The sequence below is a fragment of the Flavobacterium sp. Arc3 genome (assembly GCF_041431375.1).
GTDB lineage: Bacteria > Bacteroidota > Bacteroidia > Flavobacteriales > Flavobacteriaceae > Flavobacterium.
Genome location: NZ_JASMRI010000012.1, coordinates 68,773 through 86,658, shown reverse-complemented (window position 1 = coordinate 86,658; position 17,886 = coordinate 68,773). Strand labels below are relative to the sequence as shown.

Genomic DNA, 17,886 nt, shown 5'->3' with positions numbered 1-17,886 from the left:
TAAAAATGCTGTTTTAATTCATTATTCGAAGGTAACTTGAAGGTTCTGATATAAATTGGTTCAACATTCTACCATGATTCTAGAACCTACTTCATTTTTATTACTCAAACCAAGGGTTTGATTTTTAGAGGCGACTTGTGGTAAATAAAAGGGTAACACATTTTTTTCTACCCCATTTCTATGTGAGACAAGGACATGAATCCAATTCCAACCTTGTCCATTTTCCATGAATATTTTATCAGAAAAAAAATTATAGTTTTATAATTCGTGGACATCCGGTTTATCAACAATGCAGACAACATGCTAATCCCATGAAAGCAAAACAGCTTGACAAAGGGATTGACCAATTAATGGATGAAGGTGTAGCGCAATTATTTACTCTTGAAATGAATAACCGAAAAATAATCGGAACGGTAGGAGCGCTTCAGTATGAGGTTATCCAATACCGTTTAGAACATGAATATGGAGCTAAATGTACCTATGAGAACTTTCCAGTACATAAAGCGTGCTGGGTAAAGCCAGATGGTGCAAAGAATGATGAGTTTAAAGAATTCAAACGTAATAAACAAAAATTCTTGGCAAAAGACAAATCTGGTCAATTAGTTTTCCTTGCTGATTCAGATTTTACAATTAAAATGACGCAAAACAAATATCCAAGTGTGAAATTATTTTTTACATCAGAATTTGAATAATATCTTTTAAAATTGAATATAAAAAAAACGCTAATTTAAAAATTAGCGTTTTTTTTTGTGGTTACAAAAATTTGATTTAAAATCTTATTTTAAGCTACTGCACTTTCAAAGTTAACGGCTTTCTTTAAAAAAGCTTTAATTAGCAAACGATTAGGCGCTAATCCAGAAGTCATAATTTGCTTCTTTGTATTGATTCCTTCAGTAGAAATTGTACTATTAGGATCTTGCTTTGAACCCATGAACCAAAGAACAAATTCAACATTTGATGTCGACTTATTATCTTCTTTTACTTCAGTAGTAGCGATATTATTTGTAGTAGATACAACTTCTTTATTTTCTGAAGTTTGACTAAATCCTGAAACACTTGATACTAAAACAAAAATAAACATTAAGAAAATAGTTGCTGAATTTTTAGAGTCGTTACGTTTAGAAAAGTTGTTCATAAAGGGCTTTATTTTAGAAAAAGATAAAAATTATCTTTACTTCTTTGACAAAAGTATCGTATCAATACCCTTCTATAAAATATTTTCGATAAACAGCCATAAAACTCGTTTACCTACAGAAAACACACTTATAAAAGCATTTATGGGGCTATAATACCAAAAAATATAGCTAATCACTATAAAAATATGAAAACATAGCACAAAAAAAAGGCTCCATTTCTGGAGCCTTTTAATATACAATTATGCTTGTCCTGCCGGACCAAAATTTAGAGGTATTGGAGGTTGTTCAGTGTCTTTAATTTCGCCATGGGCTTGTTCAAAACGATGAATATTCTCTCCTATTGCCTTCAATAACCTTTTGGCGTGTTGCGGTGTCAAGACAATTCTTGATTTCACTTTGGCTTTAGGAATACCAGGCATGATACTTACAAAATCGAGAACAAATTCTGATGACGAATGATTAATAATAGCTAAGTTAGAATAAATTCCTTCTGCTGTTTTCTCATCCAATTCAATATTAATCTGCTCCTGTTGTTGATTAGAATTACTCATATCTGATTATTAATAAATATATTCCTCTTTGTTTGCCATCATGTCATTGTAATCTTCCTTAGAACCTACAATTGTATGATCGTATTCTCTCATACCTGTTCCTGCAGGAATTCTATGTCCTACAATTACATTTTCTTTCAATCCTTCTAAGTAGTCAATCTTACCTGCAACAGCAGCTTCGTTTAATACTTTAGTAGTCTCTTGGAAAGAAGCCGCAGAGATAAATGATTTTGTTTGTAGCGATGCTCTTGTGATACCTTGTAAAACCGGAGTACCAGTTGCAGTGATAACATCACGAGCTACAACAATATTTTTATCGTTACGTTTCAATAATGAGTTTTCATCACGTAACTCACGTGGAGAAACGATTTGACCTTCTTTCAAGTTAGCTGAATCACCAGCATCCTCAATTACTTTCATACCATATAATTTATCGTTTTGAAGGATAAAATCTTTAGTGTGAATCAATTGATCTTCTAAGAACAAGGTGTCTCCTGGATCTTGAACTCTAACTTTACGCATCATTTGACGTATTACTACCTCAAAGTGCTTATCATTAATTTTCACCCCTTGTAGACGGTATACTTCTTGAATTTCATTTACCAAGTACTGTTGAACAGCAGCAGGTCCTTTAATTCTCAAAATATCTTCTGGAGTAATTGCTCCATCAGACAATGGTACACCAGCTCTAACGAAGTCATTCTCTTGAACAAGAATTTGACTTGAAAGTTTAACTAGATACTTTCTAACATCACCAAATTTAGATTCGATAATAATCTCACGGTTACCTCTTTTAATTTTTCCAAAAGAAACAACACCATCAATTTCTGAAACTACAGCTGGGTTAGAAGGGTTACGAGCTTCAAGCAATTCAGTAATTCTAGGTAAACCTCCTGTAATATCTCCTGATTTAGAAGAACGACGTGGAATTTTCACCAATACTTTACCTGCTTTAATTTTCTCACCATTTTCAACCATCAAGTGGGCTCCAACAGGTAAGTTATAAGAACGAATCAATTCACCATCTTTACCATAAACTAATAAAGTAGGAATTAATTTTTTAGCTCTAGACTCAGAAATTACTTTTTCTTGGAAACCAGTTTGCTCATCAATTTCAACCATGAATGATTGACCTTGCTCTAATTCTTCGTAAGCAATTTTACCAGTGAATTCAGAAACAATAACTCCATTATATGGATCCCATTTACAGATAACTTCACCTTTTTCAACTGACTGACCATCTTTCACAAAAATACTTGATCCGTAAGGAATATTATGTGTGTTTAAAAGAATTCCAGTTTTCTCATCAACTAATTTTAACTCAGTTGAACGAGATACAACGATATCAACGGCATTTCCTTCACCGTCTTCACCTTTAACAGTTTTTAAATCTTCAATTTCAAGTTTACCCTTGAATTTTGTTATGATACTTGATTCCTCAGAGATACCACCCGCTACCCCTCCAACGTGGAAGGTACGTAATGTTAACTGTGTTCCTGGCTCACCAATAGATTGTGCTGCAATAACTCCTACTGCCTCACCTCTTTGTGTCATTTTTCCAGTAGCTAAGTTTCTACCGTAACATTTAGCGCAAATACCTTTCAACGCTTCACATACAAGAGGAGAACGAACTTCAACTTTCTCGATTGGAGAAGCGTCGATAGTTTTCATTATTGCCTCAGTAATTTGTTGTCCAGATTCAACTAAAACTTCATTAGTTAAAGGATTTATTACATCTTGCAATGCAACACGTCCTAAGATTCTTTCTCCTAATGATTCAACAATTTCTTCATTCTTTTTCAATGCTGAAACTTCAACACCTCTTAATGTTCCACAATCTTCGATGTTAACAATAACATCTTGAGAAACATCATGCAGTCTTCTTGTTAAATATCCTGCATCCGCCGTTTTCAAGGCAGTATCCGCAAGACCTTTACGCGCACCGTGAGTAGAGATAAAGTACTCAAGGATAGAAAGACCTTCTTTAAAGTTAGAAAGAATTGGATTCTCAATAATTTCACCACCACCAGCAGTAGATTTTTTAGGCTTAGCCATCAAACCACGCATACCAGTTAACTGACGAATTTGTTCTTTGGAACCCCTTGCTCCAGAATCAAGCATCATATACACCGAGTTGAAACCTTGTTGGTCTTCTCTAATGTTTTTCATTGCCAATTCTGTCAATTGAGCATTGGCAGAAGTCCAAACATCAATAACTTGGTTGTAACGTTCGTTATTTGTAATAAGACCCATGTTATAATTCACAGAAATACCTTCAACTTGCTCTCTGGCATCTGCGATTAATTTTGGTTTTTGATCTGGAATTCTAATATCCCCTAATGAGAATGACAATCCACCTTTAAAGGCAAATTTGTACCCCATATCTTTCATGTTATCCAAGAAGGCAGCCGTTTCCGGTACACTAGTTGAATTTAATACATGTCCGATAATATCTCTAAGGTTTTTCTTAGTTAATACATCATTGATATATCCTGCTGCTTCTGGTACAACCTCATTAAAGATCACACGCCCAGCAGTAGTTTGAATAATTTTAAACACTAATTCTCCAGCATCATTAAAATCTTTTGCTCTAATTCTCACTCTAGCATTCAATTCTAATCTTCCTTCGTTTAAAGCTATATTAACTTCTTCTGCAGAATAGAAAGTCAAATCTTGACCTAAAATTTTCTTTTCTGGAGTTGACAAACGTTCTTTGGTCATATAATATAGACCCAAGACCATATCCTGAGAAGGTACTGTAATTGGCGCACCATTTGCAGGATTCAGAATGTTATGAGAAGCCAACATTAATAATTGTGCTTCAAGAATAGCTTCTGGTCCTAATGGTAAATGTACCGCCATTTGATCCCCATCAAAATCCGCATTAAATGCAGTACAAACTAAAGGGTGCAATTGGATTGCTTTTCCTTCAATTAATTTTGGTTGGAATGCTTGAATACCTAATCTGTGCAAAGTAGGAGCACGATTCAGTAATATTGGATGTCCTTTAATTACATTTTCAAGGATGTCCCAAACTACAGGCTCTTTTTTGTCTATTATTTTTTTAGCTGATTTTACAGTTTTTACAATTCCTCTTTCTATCAATTTACGGATAACAAAAGGCTTGTATAATTCGGCTGCCATATCTTTAGGGATACCACATTCGAACAATTTCAATTCAGGTCCAACAACAATTACCGAACGAGCAGAATAATCCACACGTTTTCCAAGTAAGTTTTGACGGAAACGTCCTTGCTTACCTTTAAGGGAATCAGATAATGATTTTAATGGTCTGTTTGATTCTGTTTTAACAGCAGATGCTTTTCTTGTATTATCAAACAATGAATCTACCGATTCTTGCAACATACGTTTCTCATTTCTCAAGATAACTTCTGGAGCTTTAATCTCCATTAATCTTTTCAAACGATTGTTACGTATAATTACACGACGGTACAAGTCATTTAAATCTGAAGTTGCAAAACGACCTCCATCAAGTGGCACAAGAGGACGTAATTCCGGTGGTATAACTGGTACCACTTTCATAATCATCCATTCAGGACGATTCTCACGGTTCAAGTTAGACTCACGGAAAGACTCAACAACTTGTAATCTTTTTAATGCTTCAGTTTTACGTTGCTTAGACGTTTCGTTGTTTGCATTATGTCTCAATTGGTAAGACAATTCGTCAAGATCAATTCTTGCTAGTAAGTCCATAATACACTCTGCTCCCATTTTGGCAACAAATTTATTTGGATCAAAATCGTCAAGATATTGATTATCTGCAGGAAGAGTATCTAAGATATTCAAATATTCTTCTTCTGTTAAGAAATCTAATCTTTGTACTGATTCACCTTCACCGTTTTTTGCAATACCTGCTTGAATTACTACATATCTCTCGTAATAAATGATCATATCTAATTTCTTAGAAGGAAGACCAAGTATGTATCCAATTTTATTAGGAAGAGAACGGAAATACCAGATATGAGCAATTGGCACAACAAGGTTGATGTGACCTACTCTGTCTCTACGGACTTTTTTCTCAGTAACTTCAACACCACAACGGTCACAAATGATTCCTTTGTAGCGAATTCTTTTGTACTTACCACAAGCACATTCAAAATCTTTTACTGGTCCAAAAATTCGTTCACAGAAAAGACCGTCACGCTCAGGCTTGTGCGTACGGTAGTTGATAGTTTCTGGCTTCAAAACTTCACCTCTTGATTCTTTCAAGATAGATTCAGGAGAAGCTAGTCCTATCGAAATTTTATTGAATCTTTTTACAGGATTCTTATCTTTATTATTATTTCTATTATTCATCATAGTTTTTACTATTGATTTAATTGCAATTAAAAAATTGATTATAGTACACAGCGTACTGTGTTTCTACCTGGATTACTTCTCTAAACTTTAAACTTTTATTAAAGCGCTAATTATACAAAACTTATTCTATATAAAAAATCGGAACGGTTTACGAGGCTAAATCCTAAAAACTCTTATAAATGAGTAAACAGTTTTCAGGTATTTCTACCTAAAAACTGCATACTACAAACTTTTATTTATTCTTCTAATCTGATGTCAAGTCCAAGTCCTTTCAATTCATGCATCAATACATTGAATGATTCAGGTAATCCTGGCTCTGGCATAGATTCTCCTTTTACGATTGCTTCGTAAGTTTTAGCTCTACCAATTACATCATCAGACTTCACAGTCAAGATTTCTCTTAGTGTGCTTGATGCTCCATAAGCCTCAAGTGCCCAAACTTCCATCTCTCCAAAACGTTGTCCACCAAATTGTGCTTTACCACCAAGAGGTTGTTGTGTAATTAATGAGTATGGCCCGATTGAACGTGCGTGCATCTTATCATCAACCATATGTCCTAATTTCAACATATAAATTACACCAACAGTTGCTGCTTGATGAAAACGCTCTCCAGTTCCACCATCATAAAGGTAAGTATGTCCAAAACGTGGTATTCCAGCTTCGTCAGTCAATTCATTGATTTGGTCTAAAGAAGCACCATCAAAAATTGGAGTAGCATATTTTCTACCCAAGTTTTGTCCAGCCCAACCAAGAACAGTTTCATAAATTTGACCAATGTTCATACGTGAAGGTACACCTAATGGGTTCAACACAATATCAACTGGCGTTCCGTCTTCAAGGAAAGGCATATCTTCATGACGAACGATACGAGCAACAATACCTTTGTTACCGTGACGTCCAGCCATTTTATCCCCAACTTTCAACTTACGTTTTTTGGCAATATATACTTTAGCTAATTTCAAAATTCCAGCTGGTAATTCATCTCCAACAGAAATTGTAAACTTCTCTCTTCTTAATGCGCCTTGTAAATCATTCAACTTAATTTTATAGTTATGAATTAATTCATTCACCATTTTATTAGTTGAGTCATCCGCAACCCATTGACCTTTACTTAAGTGAGCAAAATCTTCAACAGCATAAAGCATTTTTTGAGTGTATTTTTTACCTTTTGGTAAAACTTCTTCACCCAAATCATTCATTACACCCTGAGATGTTTTCCCATTTACGATCAAGAAAAGTTTTTCTACTAACTTGTCTTTTAATTCAACAAACTTCACTTCGTATTCCATTTCAAGTGCTCCTAAAGCATCCTTGTCTTGTGTACGTTTGCGTTTGTCTTTTACCGCTCTTGCGAACAGTTTTTTGTCAAGAACTACACCATGTAAAGATGGAGATGCTTTTAACGAAGCATCTTTTACATCACCTGCTTTATCCCCGAAGATTGCACGAAGCAATTTCTCTTCTGGAGTAGGATCTGATTCCCCTTTTGGAGTAATTTTTCCAATTAGAATGTCACCAGGTTTAACCTCGGCTCCAATTCTAATCATACCATTTTCATCTAAGTCTTTAGTAGCCTCTTCAGAAACGTTTGGTATGTCATTTGTTAATTCCTCGTTACCTAATTTAGTATCTCTAACTTCTAATGAATAATCATCAACGTGAATAGAGGTGAAAATATCGTCACGAACCACTTTTTCAGAAATAACAATCGCATCCTCAAAATTATACCCTTTCCATGGCATAAACGCTACTTTTAGGTTACGACCTAAAGCTAGTTCACCATTTTGAGTTGCATATCCTTCTGATAATACTTGACCAAGAACAACTCTATCCCCTTTTCTTACGATAGGTTTAAGGTTGATACTTGTTCCTTGATTGGTTTTTCTAAATTTAATTAGATTGTATGTTTTCTCATCAGAATCAAAACTAACCATTCTTTCTTCTTCAGAACGATCATATTTAATAGTAATGATGTTTGCATCTACATATTCTATAACTCCATCACCTTCTGCGTTAATTAAAACTCTAGAATCTGAAGCTACTTGACGCTCTAAACCAGTTCCAACGATTGGCGCTTCAGGACGAATTAATGGTACGGCCTGGCGCATCATGTTAGATCCCATCAACGCTCTATTCGCATCATCATGTTCCAAGAAAGGAATTAAAGATGCAGAAATTGAAGCAATTTGATTTGGAGCAACATCCGCATAATCAACTTTTGTAGGGTCAATTACAGGGAAATCACCTTCTTGACGTGCAATTACGTTTTCAGCAAGAATTTTTCCAGAATCATCCATCTCAATATTTGCTTGAGAGATCAACATTCCTTCTTCTTCTTCAGCGCTTAAGTAAATAGGTGTTGAAACTAAATCAACAACTCCATTAGTTACTTTACGGTAAGGTGTTTCAATGAAACCCATTCCGTTCACTTTAGCGTAAACTCCAAGAGATGAAATCAAACCAATGTTTGGTCCCTCTGGTGTTTCAATAGGACATAAACGTCCGTAGTGCGTATAGTGAACATCACGTACCTCAAATCCAGCTCTCTCTCTCGAAAGTCCACCTGGTCCTAGCGCAGATAATCTTCTTTTGTGTGTTATCTCGGCAAGTGGATTCGTTTGATCCATAAACTGAGACAATTGGTTTGTTCCAAAGAAAGAGTTGATAACAGATGACAATGTTTTAGCATTTATCAAATCTATTGGTGTAAACACCTCGTTATCTCTAACGTTCATGCGCTCTCTAATGGTTCTAGCCATACGTGCTAAACCAACACCGAATTGTTGAGACAATTGTTCTCCAACTGTTCTTACACGACGGTTTGATAAGTGATCAATATCATCAATATCAGCTTTCGCATTAATTAATTCAATCAAATACTTAACGATAGTTATGATATCTTCTTTGGTAAGCACTTGCTTTTCCATTGGGATATCAAGACCAAGTTTTTTATTCATTCTATAACGACCTACCTCACCTAAGTTGTAACGTTGATCAGAGAAGAATAATTTATCAATAATACCACGAGCAGTTTCCTCATCAGGCGGTTCTGCATTACGCAATTGTCTGTAAATATGCTCAACAGCTTCTTTTTCAGAGTTTGTTGGATCTTTTTGTAACGTGTTATGGATGATAGCATAATCAGCTTGATTAGCATCTTCCTTATGTAACAAAATAGATTTAACATTAGAATCGATGATCTCTTCAACATTATCTTTATCGATAATTGTATCTCTATCAAGGATTATTTCGTTACGTTCGATAGAAACTACTTCACCAGTATCTTCATCTACGAAATCTTCATGCCATGTATTTAAAACACGAGCAGCTAATTTTCTACCGATATATTTTTTAAGTCCTGTTTTAGAAACTTTAATTTCCTCAGCAAGATCAAAAATCTCAAGGATATCCTTGTCTCTTTCGAACCCAATTGCACGGAATAAAGTTGTAACAGGTAACTTTTTCTTTCTATCAATATAAGCGTACATTACGCTATTAATATCTGTAGAAAATTCTATCCATGAACCTTTAAAAGGAATTACTCTGGCAGAATATAATTTTGTTCCATTAGCATGAAAAGACTGTCCAAAGAAAACCCCTGGAGATCTATGTAGCTGAGAAACAACAACACGTTCAGCTCCGTTGATCACAAAGGTACCGCTTGGTGTCATGTAAGGAATTGTACCAAGATAAACATCTTGAACAATAGTTTCAAAATCTTCGTGCTCTGGATCTGTACAATACAATTTCAATCTTGCTTTTAAAGGCACACTATGTGTTAAACCTCTTTCAATACATTCCTGAATTGTATAACGTGGTGGATCCACGAAGTAGTCAAGGAATTCCAATACAAAGTTATTTCTTGTATCTGTAATTGGAAAATTTTCCATGAAGGTATTATAAAGTCCTTCATTGCCTCTTTCATCAGATTTAGTTTCTAATTGAAAAAAATCTTGAAAAGATTTAACCTGAACATCAAGAAAATCTGGATATGCAGGAATATTTTTTGTAGAGGCAAAATTCAATCTTTCGGTCTGATTTGTAATCATCAATGGACAAAATTTTGATTATAAAAGTAATTTTTATTGGTATAAATATTTCTAATTATACTTTAATTTTAAAACCACTACATCTTTAAAAATCAATTTAAGATAACTACTTTCTTATTATCTGTCAATTTTTTTTCCTCGTAATGGAATAAAATGGGTTTGCTATCACAACTTATTATTCAATAAATAAGACAGACTTTTGTTATACGAAAAATGGTTTAGGTCTTTGGATGTGTATCCAAGACCTAAACCTAATTCCTAAACTGTGTTTAACTATTTAAGCTCAACAACAGCTCCAGCTTCTTCTAAAGATTTTTTCAAAGCTTCTGCTTCATCTTTAGTTACACCTTCTTTAACGTTTGATGGAGCACTATCAACTACATCTTTAGCTTCTTTCAAACCTAAACCTGTAAGTTCTTTTACCATTTTCACAACTGCTAATTTAGAAGCACCAGCTTCTTTTAATACAACTGTAAATTCTGTTTGTACTTCTTCAGCAGCACCTTCACCACCACCAGAAACTACTACAGCTGCAGCAGCTGGCTCGATTCCGTACTCATCTTTCAATATTGTTGCTAATTCGTTAACTTCTTTTACAGTTAAATTAACTAATTGTTCTGCGAATTGTTTCAAATCTGCCATTTTTTCTATCGTTTTAAAATGATTTGTAAAATTATATTTTGTTTATTGTGCGCATTGTAAATAATAAAAATCGAGTTTTACTCTGTTTTTATTATGCTTCAGTTTCAGCAACCTCTTCTTTAGCGAATTGGTTTTGAAGTGCAGAAATAACTCTTTGTGCTGGTGCTTGAAGCAATCCAATAAGTTCACCAATAAGTTCTTCTTTAGATTTGATAGTTGCTAACGCATCTAATTGATCATCTCCAATATAAACCTCAGCATTGATATAAGCTCCTTTTAAAACTGGCTTAGCCGATTTTTTACGGAAATCTTTAATTATCTTACCTGGTCCATTTGCTACCTCTGAAATGAATATAGCACTATTACCAGTCAATACTGTTGGCAACTCACCATAATCATTAGCCGAGGCTTCCATTGCTTTTACAAGCAAAGTGTTTTTTATAACCTCTAATTTAATACCTGCTTTATAGCAAGCTCTTCTCAACTTTGAAGTTGTATCTGCATTTAATCCAGAAATATCTGCTACGTAAACAATATTTGTACCAGCTAACTGTGCAGTTAAATCTTCAATCCCGATTGATTTTTCTTCTCTAGTCATACTAAAAATTATTAACTACCAATTATACTGCTTTTGGGTCTAATGCAATAGCAGGACTCATAGTGCTTGTAAGGTAGATACTTTTGATATATACACCTTTAGCAGCAGTTGGCTTAAGTTTGATTAATGTTTGAATAATTTCGTGTGCATTGTCAACAATTTGCTCAGCTCCAAAAGAAACTTTACCAATTCCTGCATGTACAATACCAGTTTTATCAACTTTGAAATCGATTTTACCAGCTTTAACCTCTGCAACAGCTTTTGCAACATCCATAGTTACAGTACCTGTCTTAGGGTTTGGCATTAAACCTCTAGGTCCTAAAATACGACCTAATGGACCTAATTTACCCATAACGCTTGGCATAGTGATGATAACATCAACATCCGTCCAACCATCTTTAATTTTTTGTAAATACTCGTCAAGACCTACATAGTCTGCTCCAGCTTCTTTAGCTTCCGCCTCTTTATCCGGAGTAACCAATGCTAATACTTTAACATCTTTACCAGTTCCATGAGGTAATGTTACCACACCTCTAACCATTTGATTCGCTTTTCTTGGATCTACACCCAAACGTACCGCGATATCAACAGACTCATCAAATTTTGCAGATGCAACAACTTTAATTAATGCCGCAGCATCTTTCAAAGAATACATTCTGTTTTTTTCAATTTTTGAAGCAGCCTCTTTTTGCTTTTTTGTCAATTTTGCCATGTCTTTCTTTTAATTAAAAAGGAGCGTCTCCTGATACAGTTATACCCATAGATCTAGCTGTTCCAGCAACCATACTCATTGCAGACTCCGTAGTGAACGCATTTAAGTCAGGCATTTTGTCTTCAGCAATAGCTCTAATTTGTTCCCAAGTAACACTAGCTACTTTTTTACGATTAGGCTCACCAGAACCAGATTTTAGCTTCGCAGCTTCCAATAACTGAACAGCTGCAGGCGGAGTTTTAACAACAAATTCGAATGATTTGTCTTTATACACAGTAATTTGTACTGGGCATATTTTGCCGGCTTTATCTTGAGTTCTAGCATTGAATTGCTTACAGAACTCCATGATGTTTACACCAGCAGCTCCTAAAGCAGGTCCAACCGGTGGCGATGGATTCGCAGCACCTCCCTTAACTTGTAGTTTAACTACTTTACTAATTTCTTTAGCCATTTTTTAAAAAATTTAACACTACAATCATTAGGAAGCGATTGTAATGGATATTATATGTAACAAAATATTATACTTTTTCAACTTGCATAAACCCTAATTCTAATGGAGTTTTTCTTCCGAAAATTTTAACCATTACTTCTAGCTTACGCTTTTCTTCATTAATTTTTTCAACCGTACCATTGAAACCGTTGAAAGGTCCATCAATAACCTTAATAGTCTCACCTAAATTGAAAGGTATCGAACGAGTATCTGCATTTACCGCTAACTCATCCACTTTACCTAGCATTCTATTTACTTCTGAAAGTCTCAATGGCACTGGTTCTCCACCTTTAGTTTCACCTAAAAAACCAATAACACTAGTAATACCTTTTATAATATGAGGTATCTCACCAATCAGATTTGCTTCTATCATGACATAACCAGGAAAATAAACTTTATCCTTGATTAATTTCTTTCCATCTTTTACAGTTACTACTTTTTCCGTCGGAACTAAAACTTGAGAAACATAGTCACCCATCTCTAATCTAGAAATTTCGTTTTCTATATAAGCTTTCACCTTATTCTCTTGTCCACTTACCGCACGAACAACATACCACTTTTTTAGATTATTATCTGTCATCACAAAAATTAGGCTTTTATCCAATTAAAAAATCCAGCTAATGCTTTCGCAAAAAACTCATCTACTCCCCATGTTGCCAAAGCGAATAAAACTGAGAAAATAGCAACAACAATCGTTAGACGTTGCACCTCAGGCCACTCTGGCCAAGTCATATTTGACTTTAATTCCTCAAATGATTCTGATATGTAATTAATTATTTTTGCCATTATGATATATTTTTTTGCACGGGCGGAGGGATTCGAACCCCCATCAACGGTTTTGGAGACCGCTATTCTACCCTTGAACTACGCCCGTTTGTTAAAAACCAGCAACAACTTAAAGCGTTGCTGGTTTTATAATTATTTATAGAATTATGCTACAATCTCAGTTACCTGACCTGCACCTACAGTTCTACCACCTTCACGGATAGCAAAACGTAATCCAACATTCATAGCGATTGGGCTTAACAAAGCAACATTGATTGTTAAGTTATCTCCAGGCATAACCATCTCTACACCTTCTGGTAAAGTAATAACACCTGTTACATCAGTTGTACGTACGTAGAACTGTGGACGGTAGTTATTATGGAATGGTGTATGACGACCACCTTCTTCTTTTTTCAAGATATAAACCTCAGCTTTAAATGTAGCGTGTGGTTTAACTGATCCTGGCTTAATGATAACCATTCCTCTTTTAATAGATTCTTTATCAACACCTCTTAAAAGTAAACCTACGTTATCTCCAGCTTCACCTCTATCAAGGATTTTACGGAACATCTCAACTCCTGTAATAGTAGAAGTTAATTTTTCAGCTCCCATACCAATGATTTCAACAGCATCTCCTGTATTAGCAATCCCTGTTTCGATACGACCTGTAGCAACAGTTCCACGACCAGTAATTGTAAACACATCCTCAACTGGCATCAAGAAAGGTTTGTCAGTATCACGTACTGGCTCTTCAATCCACGCATCAACCGCTGCCATCAATTCGATGATTTTTGGTACCCACGCTGGATCATTATTCAATCCTCCTAAAGCCGATCCTTGAACAACTGGACAATTATCTCCATCATATTCATAGAAAGACAATAAGTCTCTAATTTCCATTTCAACAAGTTCTAACAATTCCTCATCATCAACCATATCCACTTTATTCATGAATACAACCATTCTAGGAATACCAACTTGACGTCCTAAAAGGATATGCTCACGTGTTTGTGGCATAGGTCCGTCAGTTGCAGCTACAACAAGAATAGCACCATCCATTTGAGCAGCACCAGTAACCATGTTCTTTACGTAATCCGCGTGACCTGGACAGTCAACGTGAGCGTAATGACGATTAGCAGTTTCATACTCAACGTGTGATGTATTAATTGTAATACCTCTTTCTTTTTCTTCTGGAGCATTATCAATTTGATCAAATGATTTTGCTTGACAGTAACCTGCATCAGATAACACTTTAGTTATCGCTGCAGTTAATGTAGTTTTTCCGTGATCCACGTGCCCAATTGTACCAATGTTTAAGTGGGGCTTGTTACGGTTAAAGGTTTCTTTTGCCATTTTACTTAATTTTTAATCTATTTATATATTTAATTTCAATCTCTTACTTACTTGAGCCAATGTCGGGAATTGAACCCGAGACCTCTTCCTTACCAAGGAAGCACTCTACCCCTGAGCTACACCGGCAGAGTTTTTTTTTCCTTTTAGATTTAAAATCTAAAATTGTGGGGAGAGCAGGATTCGAACCTGCGAAGTTTACACAGCAGATTTACAGTCTGCCCTCGTTGGCCGCTTGAGTATCTCCCCTCTTTTTTATCTTATTTCAAATTTTAAAAACCTCAGTTTTATTTTGAGCCGGCGGAGGGACTCGAACCCACGACCTGCTGATTACAAATCAGCTGCTCTAGCCAACTGAGCTACGCTGGCAAATTCAATAAAAAAGTCCGCTATTTCTAACGGACTGCAAATGTATAGATTTTATCTCTCATTCAAAACATTTTTTCAAAAAAATTTTCGATTAAATATATGTTCTTATTTTTTCTTTCCTTTTTACCAGCAATCTCTCCAAAGATTCAGCCGACAACTCGATAGCTTCCTCAAATGTTTTGCATTGTTTTTTCACCATAAAATCATCACCAGGGACATTCATCTTCACCTCAGCAACCTTATTCTCCTTATCACTTGTCTTCTCAACTTTTAAATAGACATCTGCAGAAACCACCTTATCGTAGTACTTCTCCAATTTATCCATTCTCTCTTGAACATAACCTACTAATTTTCCGTCAACAGCAAAGTTAACTGCGTGAACATTTACCTTCATAATCAATTTTTTTAATGGTTAAACATTTTTCGAACTATTACTTATTCCTTGGATGCGCTTCTTCATATACTTTCTTAAGCTCTGCTAAACTATTGTGCGTATAAACCTGCGTTGAAGCTAAACTGGAATGTCCTAACAATTCTTTCACTGAATTTAAATCGGCTCCGTTATTTAATAAATGAGTCGCAAATGTATGTCGTAAAATATGCGGACTTTTTTTTACTTTTTCAGAGACAGGACTAAAGTAAGAATTTATTAACCGATACACAAAGGATTCATTTAATTTTAACCCTTTTTTTGCAATAAAAAGACAATCAAAATCCCTAATACTTTCTACATGAGACCTCTCACGAATATACAAGGACAACTGCTCCACTACAATAGGCAAAATAGGCAAAATCCTTTCTTTATTTCTTTTACCAAGAACCTTTATCGTGCCGTTAGCAAAACTAATATCACTAATTTTCAAATGAATCAGTTCCGTTCGCCTTATTCCAGTCGTATAGAATAAGTCTATAATTAATTTATTCCTAACCTCTTCAAAACCTACAGGATCCTGCAGACCATCCAGCACCTTCGCTACTTCTTTCTCAGAAAACGGAATTTGAAGTGATTTAGCAGTTTTTAATGCCTTATGTTTCAACAACGGACTAAGCTGTATTTCTTTTATCCTTAATAGAAACTTATAAAAAGCCTTTAAGGAAGCAATCTTTCTATTAACTGAAACATTTGAAATACCAGCATCCACAAGTGACACAATCCAACTTCTAATTTGGCCGTAATTTACTTGTTCTATGTCCTCTTGATCAAAATTGGTAGTATTAAACGTCTGAAAGCTTATTATATCATTCAGATAAGCACTTACGGTATGTGGAGAATATTTTTTCTCCTTTTGTAGATAATCCCGAAATGCATCTATAGTAGTCACCATATAAAATAAAAAAACCGTTAGCATCAAAGTTAAAAAACTTTAATGACTAACGGCATTTATTGTAAAAAAGAAATTACTTAGTTTTCTAAGTTGTCTTTCATGTTTTGAATATAAGCTGCTTTCTGAACTTTAATTCTATTTTTCACAGAAGGCTTAATAAAAGCAGTACGTGCTCTTAACTGACGAACAGTTCCTGTTTTATCAAATTTTCTTTTATAGCGCTTTAATGCTCTATCTATATTTTCTCCGTCTTTAATTGGTATAATTAACATAATTTTGACACCCCCTTTCGTTAAGTGTGCAAAAGTAGTTATTATTTTGACTTATGGGTCACGAATTATGATTTATTTTATAAAGATAAAAAAAAGCCAAGTAACAATTTCTCATTTCTTGGCTCTCTCTTATTTTTTTACTCTCTTAAAATTACTCTTTCAACAAATTTCTAGAAATTACTACTTTTTGAATTTCAGTAGTACCCTCTCCAATAGTACATAGCTTAGAATCTCTATAAAACTTCTCTACAGGGTAATCCTTAGTATATCCGTAACCACCATGGATTTGAACTGCTTCATTCGCTACGCGCACACAAACTTCTGACGAGAACATTTTAGCCATAGCACCCATAGTAGTCACCGGCTTGTGTTGTTGCTTTAGAAAAGCCGCTTTATGCAACAATAACTCAGATGCTTCAATCTCAGTAGCCATATCAGCTAGCTTGAATGAAATTCCCTGAAATTCACTTATTGGCTTACCAAATTGATGTCTTTCTTTCGAATATTTCAAAGCAGCTTCATAAGCCCCTTTCGCAATACCCAAAGACAATGCACCGATAGAAATTCTACCGCCATCCAATACCTTCATCGCTTGTATAAAACCTTGCCCAACTTCACCTAATCTATTAGCATCTGGAATTCTACAGTTATCAAAAATCAACTCTGCCGTTTCACTGGCACGCATCCCTAACTTATTTTCTTTTTTACCAGATGTAAATCCAGGCATTCCTTTTTCGAATACAAAAGCAGTCATTCCTCTTGAATCACCTTTTTCACCAGTACGAACTATTACTACAGCTATATCACCTGAAATAGCATGAGTAATGAAATTCTTAGCTCCATTAACTACCCAGTGATCTCCGTCTCTTTTAGCAGTAGTATTCATTCCCCCTGCATCAGAACCTGTATTGTGCTCCGTTAATCCCCAGGCACCAATGTGCTCAGCTGTAGCCAATTTGGGAATCCACCTTTTCTTTTGCTCCTCACTACCAAAAGTCAAAATATGATTTGTACATAATGAGTTATGTGCCGCAACCGACAATCCTATAGAAGGATCTACTTTTGAAATTTCTTCAACAATAGTAATATATTCGTGATATCCTAGTCCAGATCCACCTAGGTCCTGCGGGACTAAAACCCCCATAAAACCCATTTCACCTAATTTTTTAAATAACTGAACTGGAAAAATCTGTGCTTCATCCCATTCCATTATATAGGGCCTAATGTTCTTTTCGGCAAAATCCCTTATAGACTGTGCAATCATAGACTGCGTTTCGTTGTAATCAAAGTTCATCGTAATGGTTTTT

Annotated in this window: 16 protein-coding genes, 4 tRNA genes and 1 pseudogene; 1 reads left to right on the top strand and 20 read right to left on the bottom strand. The window is 35.1% G+C overall.

From position 1 onward, the window contains the following. Positions 1 to 60: 60 nt before the first annotated feature. Positions 61 to 228 (bottom strand): hypothetical protein, encoded by a 168-nt coding sequence (locus QO200_RS10755; RefSeq protein ID WP_371539677.1) that lies wholly within the window; start codon positions 226 to 228, stop codon positions 61 to 63. 71 nt (positions 229 to 299) lie between these two features. Here QO200_RS10755 and prfC point away from each other — a divergent pair. Then, positions 300 to 692, top strand: a pseudogene (gene prfC, locus QO200_RS10750) (peptide chain release factor 3); the annotation flags it as partial. 89 nt (positions 693 to 781) lie between these two features. Here the strand turns inward: prfC and QO200_RS10745 are convergent. The 19 genes from QO200_RS10745 to QO200_RS10655 all read right to left on the bottom strand — a co-directional run bounded on the left by QO200_RS10745 (position 782) and on the right by QO200_RS10655 (position 17,873). Then, the gene (locus QO200_RS10745) at positions 782 to 1,135 is read right to left on the bottom strand and encodes a hypothetical protein (protein ID WP_371539675.1); all 354 of its coding nucleotides are present in this window, start codon (positions 1,133 to 1,135) and stop codon (positions 782 to 784) included. A 240-nt stretch (positions 1,136 to 1,375) separates the two neighbouring features. Further along, positions 1,376 to 1,687 (bottom strand): DUF3467 domain-containing protein, encoded by a 312-nt coding sequence (locus QO200_RS10740; protein WP_074721347.1) that lies wholly within the window; start codon positions 1,685 to 1,687, stop codon positions 1,376 to 1,378. A gap of 9 nt (positions 1,688 to 1,696) precedes the next feature. After that, positions 1,697 to 6,007 carry a DNA-directed RNA polymerase subunit beta' gene (gene rpoC, locus QO200_RS10735; RefSeq protein ID WP_371539672.1) on the bottom strand — a complete coding sequence of 1,437 codons (4,311 nt, stop codon included), beginning with the start codon at positions 6,005 to 6,007 and terminating at the stop codon, positions 1,697 to 1,699. Positions 6,008 to 6,243: 236 nt separating this feature from the next. Continuing rightward, on the bottom strand, positions 6,244 to 10,056 hold the full coding sequence (gene rpoB / locus QO200_RS10730; protein WP_091084270.1) for a DNA-directed RNA polymerase subunit beta: 3,813 nt from the start codon (positions 10,054 to 10,056) through the stop codon (positions 6,244 to 6,246). Positions 10,057 to 10,329: 273 nt separating this feature from the next. Further along, a complete protein-coding gene (rplL, locus tag QO200_RS10725) occupies positions 10,330 to 10,698 on the bottom strand; it encodes a 50S ribosomal protein L7/L12 (protein WP_091084267.1) in 369 nt (122 codons plus the stop codon). 91 nt (positions 10,699 to 10,789) lie between these two features. After that, positions 10,790 to 11,296, bottom strand: coding sequence for a 50S ribosomal protein L10 (rplJ, locus tag QO200_RS10720; protein WP_371539668.1), 507 nt, complete (start codon positions 11,294 to 11,296; stop codon positions 10,790 to 10,792). Positions 11,297 to 11,318: 22 nt separating this feature from the next. Continuing rightward, positions 11,319 to 12,008, bottom strand: coding sequence for a 50S ribosomal protein L1 (gene rplA / locus QO200_RS10715; RefSeq protein WP_371539665.1), 690 nt, complete (start codon positions 12,006 to 12,008; stop codon positions 11,319 to 11,321). A gap of 13 nt (positions 12,009 to 12,021) precedes the next feature. Continuing rightward, positions 12,022 to 12,459: a 50S ribosomal protein L11 gene (gene rplK / locus QO200_RS10710; protein ID WP_074721359.1), complete on the bottom strand. Its 438-nt coding sequence runs from the start codon at positions 12,457 to 12,459 to the stop codon at positions 12,022 to 12,024. A gap of 67 nt (positions 12,460 to 12,526) precedes the next feature. Next, complete coding sequence (gene nusG / locus QO200_RS10705; protein ID WP_074722024.1) at positions 12,527 to 13,078, bottom strand: transcription termination/antitermination protein NusG; 552 nt, start codon at positions 13,076 to 13,078, stop codon at positions 12,527 to 12,529. Between the two features lie 8 nt (positions 13,079 to 13,086). Next, a complete protein-coding gene (gene secE, locus QO200_RS10700) occupies positions 13,087 to 13,284 on the bottom strand; it encodes a preprotein translocase subunit SecE (protein ID WP_074722026.1) in 198 nt (65 codons plus the stop codon). Positions 13,285 to 13,301: 17 nt separating this feature from the next. After that, positions 13,302 to 13,372 (bottom strand) — tRNA-Trp (locus tag QO200_RS10695). A gap of 56 nt (positions 13,373 to 13,428) precedes the next feature. Further along, positions 13,429 to 14,616 carry an elongation factor Tu gene (gene tuf, locus QO200_RS10690; protein ID WP_371539661.1) on the bottom strand — a complete coding sequence of 396 codons (1,188 nt, stop codon included), beginning with the start codon at positions 14,614 to 14,616 and terminating at the stop codon, positions 13,429 to 13,431. Positions 14,617 to 14,670: 54 nt separating this feature from the next. Continuing rightward, positions 14,671 to 14,742, bottom strand: a tRNA-Thr gene (locus tag QO200_RS10685). A 39-nt stretch (positions 14,743 to 14,781) separates the two neighbouring features. Then, positions 14,782 to 14,862 (bottom strand) — tRNA-Tyr (locus tag QO200_RS10680). Between the two features lie 46 nt (positions 14,863 to 14,908). Next, a tRNA-Thr gene (locus QO200_RS10675) sits at positions 14,909 to 14,982 on the bottom strand. Between the two features lie 91 nt (positions 14,983 to 15,073). Then, complete coding sequence (hpf, locus tag QO200_RS10670; protein ID WP_091084255.1) at positions 15,074 to 15,376, bottom strand: ribosome hibernation-promoting factor, HPF/YfiA family; 303 nt, start codon at positions 15,374 to 15,376, stop codon at positions 15,074 to 15,076. A 37-nt stretch (positions 15,377 to 15,413) separates the two neighbouring features. Further along, entirely contained in the window at positions 15,414 to 16,307 is an 894-nt protein-coding gene (locus QO200_RS10665; RefSeq protein ID WP_371539659.1) for a tyrosine-type recombinase/integrase, read from the bottom strand. A gap of 77 nt (positions 16,308 to 16,384) precedes the next feature. Then, positions 16,385 to 16,579, bottom strand: a complete 195-nt coding sequence (gene rpsU, locus QO200_RS10660; protein WP_007137807.1) for a 30S ribosomal protein S21 — start codon at positions 16,577 to 16,579, stop codon at positions 16,385 to 16,387. Positions 16,580 to 16,730: 151 nt separating this feature from the next. Next, entirely contained in the window at positions 16,731 to 17,873 is a 1,143-nt protein-coding gene (locus QO200_RS10655) for an acyl-CoA dehydrogenase family protein (RefSeq protein WP_371539656.1), read from the bottom strand. Positions 17,874 to 17,886 lie beyond the last annotated feature (13 nt).

Bases quoted from the DNA above. Each gene is read 5' to 3' on its own strand.
- rplJ (WP_371539668.1), bottom strand. From the start codon at position 11,296: ATGACTAGAGAAGAAAAATCAATCGGGATTGAAGATTTAACTGCACAG.
- nusG (WP_074722024.1), bottom strand. From the start codon at position 13,078: ATGACAGATAATAATCTAAAAAAGTGGTATGTTGTTCGTGCGGTAAGT.
- rpoC (WP_371539672.1), bottom strand. From the start codon at position 6,007: ATGATGAATAATAGAAATAATAATAAAGATAAGAATCCTGTAAAAAGA.
- QO200_RS10655 (WP_371539656.1), bottom strand. From the start codon at position 17,873: ATGAACTTTGATTACAACGAAACGCAGTCTATGATTGCACAGTCTATA.
- rpoB (WP_091084270.1), bottom strand. From the start codon at position 10,056: ATGATTACAAATCAGACCGAAAGATTGAATTTTGCCTCTACAAAAAAT.
- rpsU (WP_007137807.1), bottom strand. From the start codon at position 16,579: ATGTTAATTATACCAATTAAAGACGGAGAAAATATAGATAGAGCATTA.
- tuf (WP_371539661.1), bottom strand. From the start codon at position 14,616: ATGGCAAAAGAAACCTTTAACCGTAACAAGCCCCACTTAAACATTGGT.
- QO200_RS10755 (WP_371539677.1), bottom strand. From the start codon at position 228: ATGGAAAATGGACAAGGTTGGAATTGGATTCATGTCCTTGTCTCACAT.
- rplA (WP_371539665.1), bottom strand. From the start codon at position 12,008: ATGGCAAAATTGACAAAAAAGCAAAAAGAGGCTGCTTCAAAAATTGAA.
- secE (WP_074722026.1), bottom strand. From the start codon at position 13,284: ATGGCAAAAATAATTAATTACATATCAGAATCATTTGAGGAATTAAAG.
- QO200_RS10665 (WP_371539659.1), bottom strand. From the start codon at position 16,307: ATGGTGACTACTATAGATGCATTTCGGGATTATCTACAAAAGGAGAAA.
- hpf (WP_091084255.1), bottom strand. From the start codon at position 15,376: ATGAAGGTAAATGTTCACGCAGTTAACTTTGCTGTTGACGGAAAATTA.
- rplL (WP_091084267.1), bottom strand. From the start codon at position 10,698: ATGGCAGATTTGAAACAATTCGCAGAACAATTAGTTAATTTAACTGTA.
- QO200_RS10740 (WP_074721347.1), bottom strand. From the start codon at position 1,687: ATGAGTAATTCTAATCAACAACAGGAGCAGATTAATATTGAATTGGAT.
- QO200_RS10745 (WP_371539675.1), bottom strand. From the start codon at position 1,135: ATGAACAACTTTTCTAAACGTAACGACTCTAAAAATTCAGCAACTATT.
- rplK (WP_074721359.1), bottom strand. From the start codon at position 12,459: ATGGCTAAAGAAATTAGTAAAGTAGTTAAACTACAAGTTAAGGGAGGT.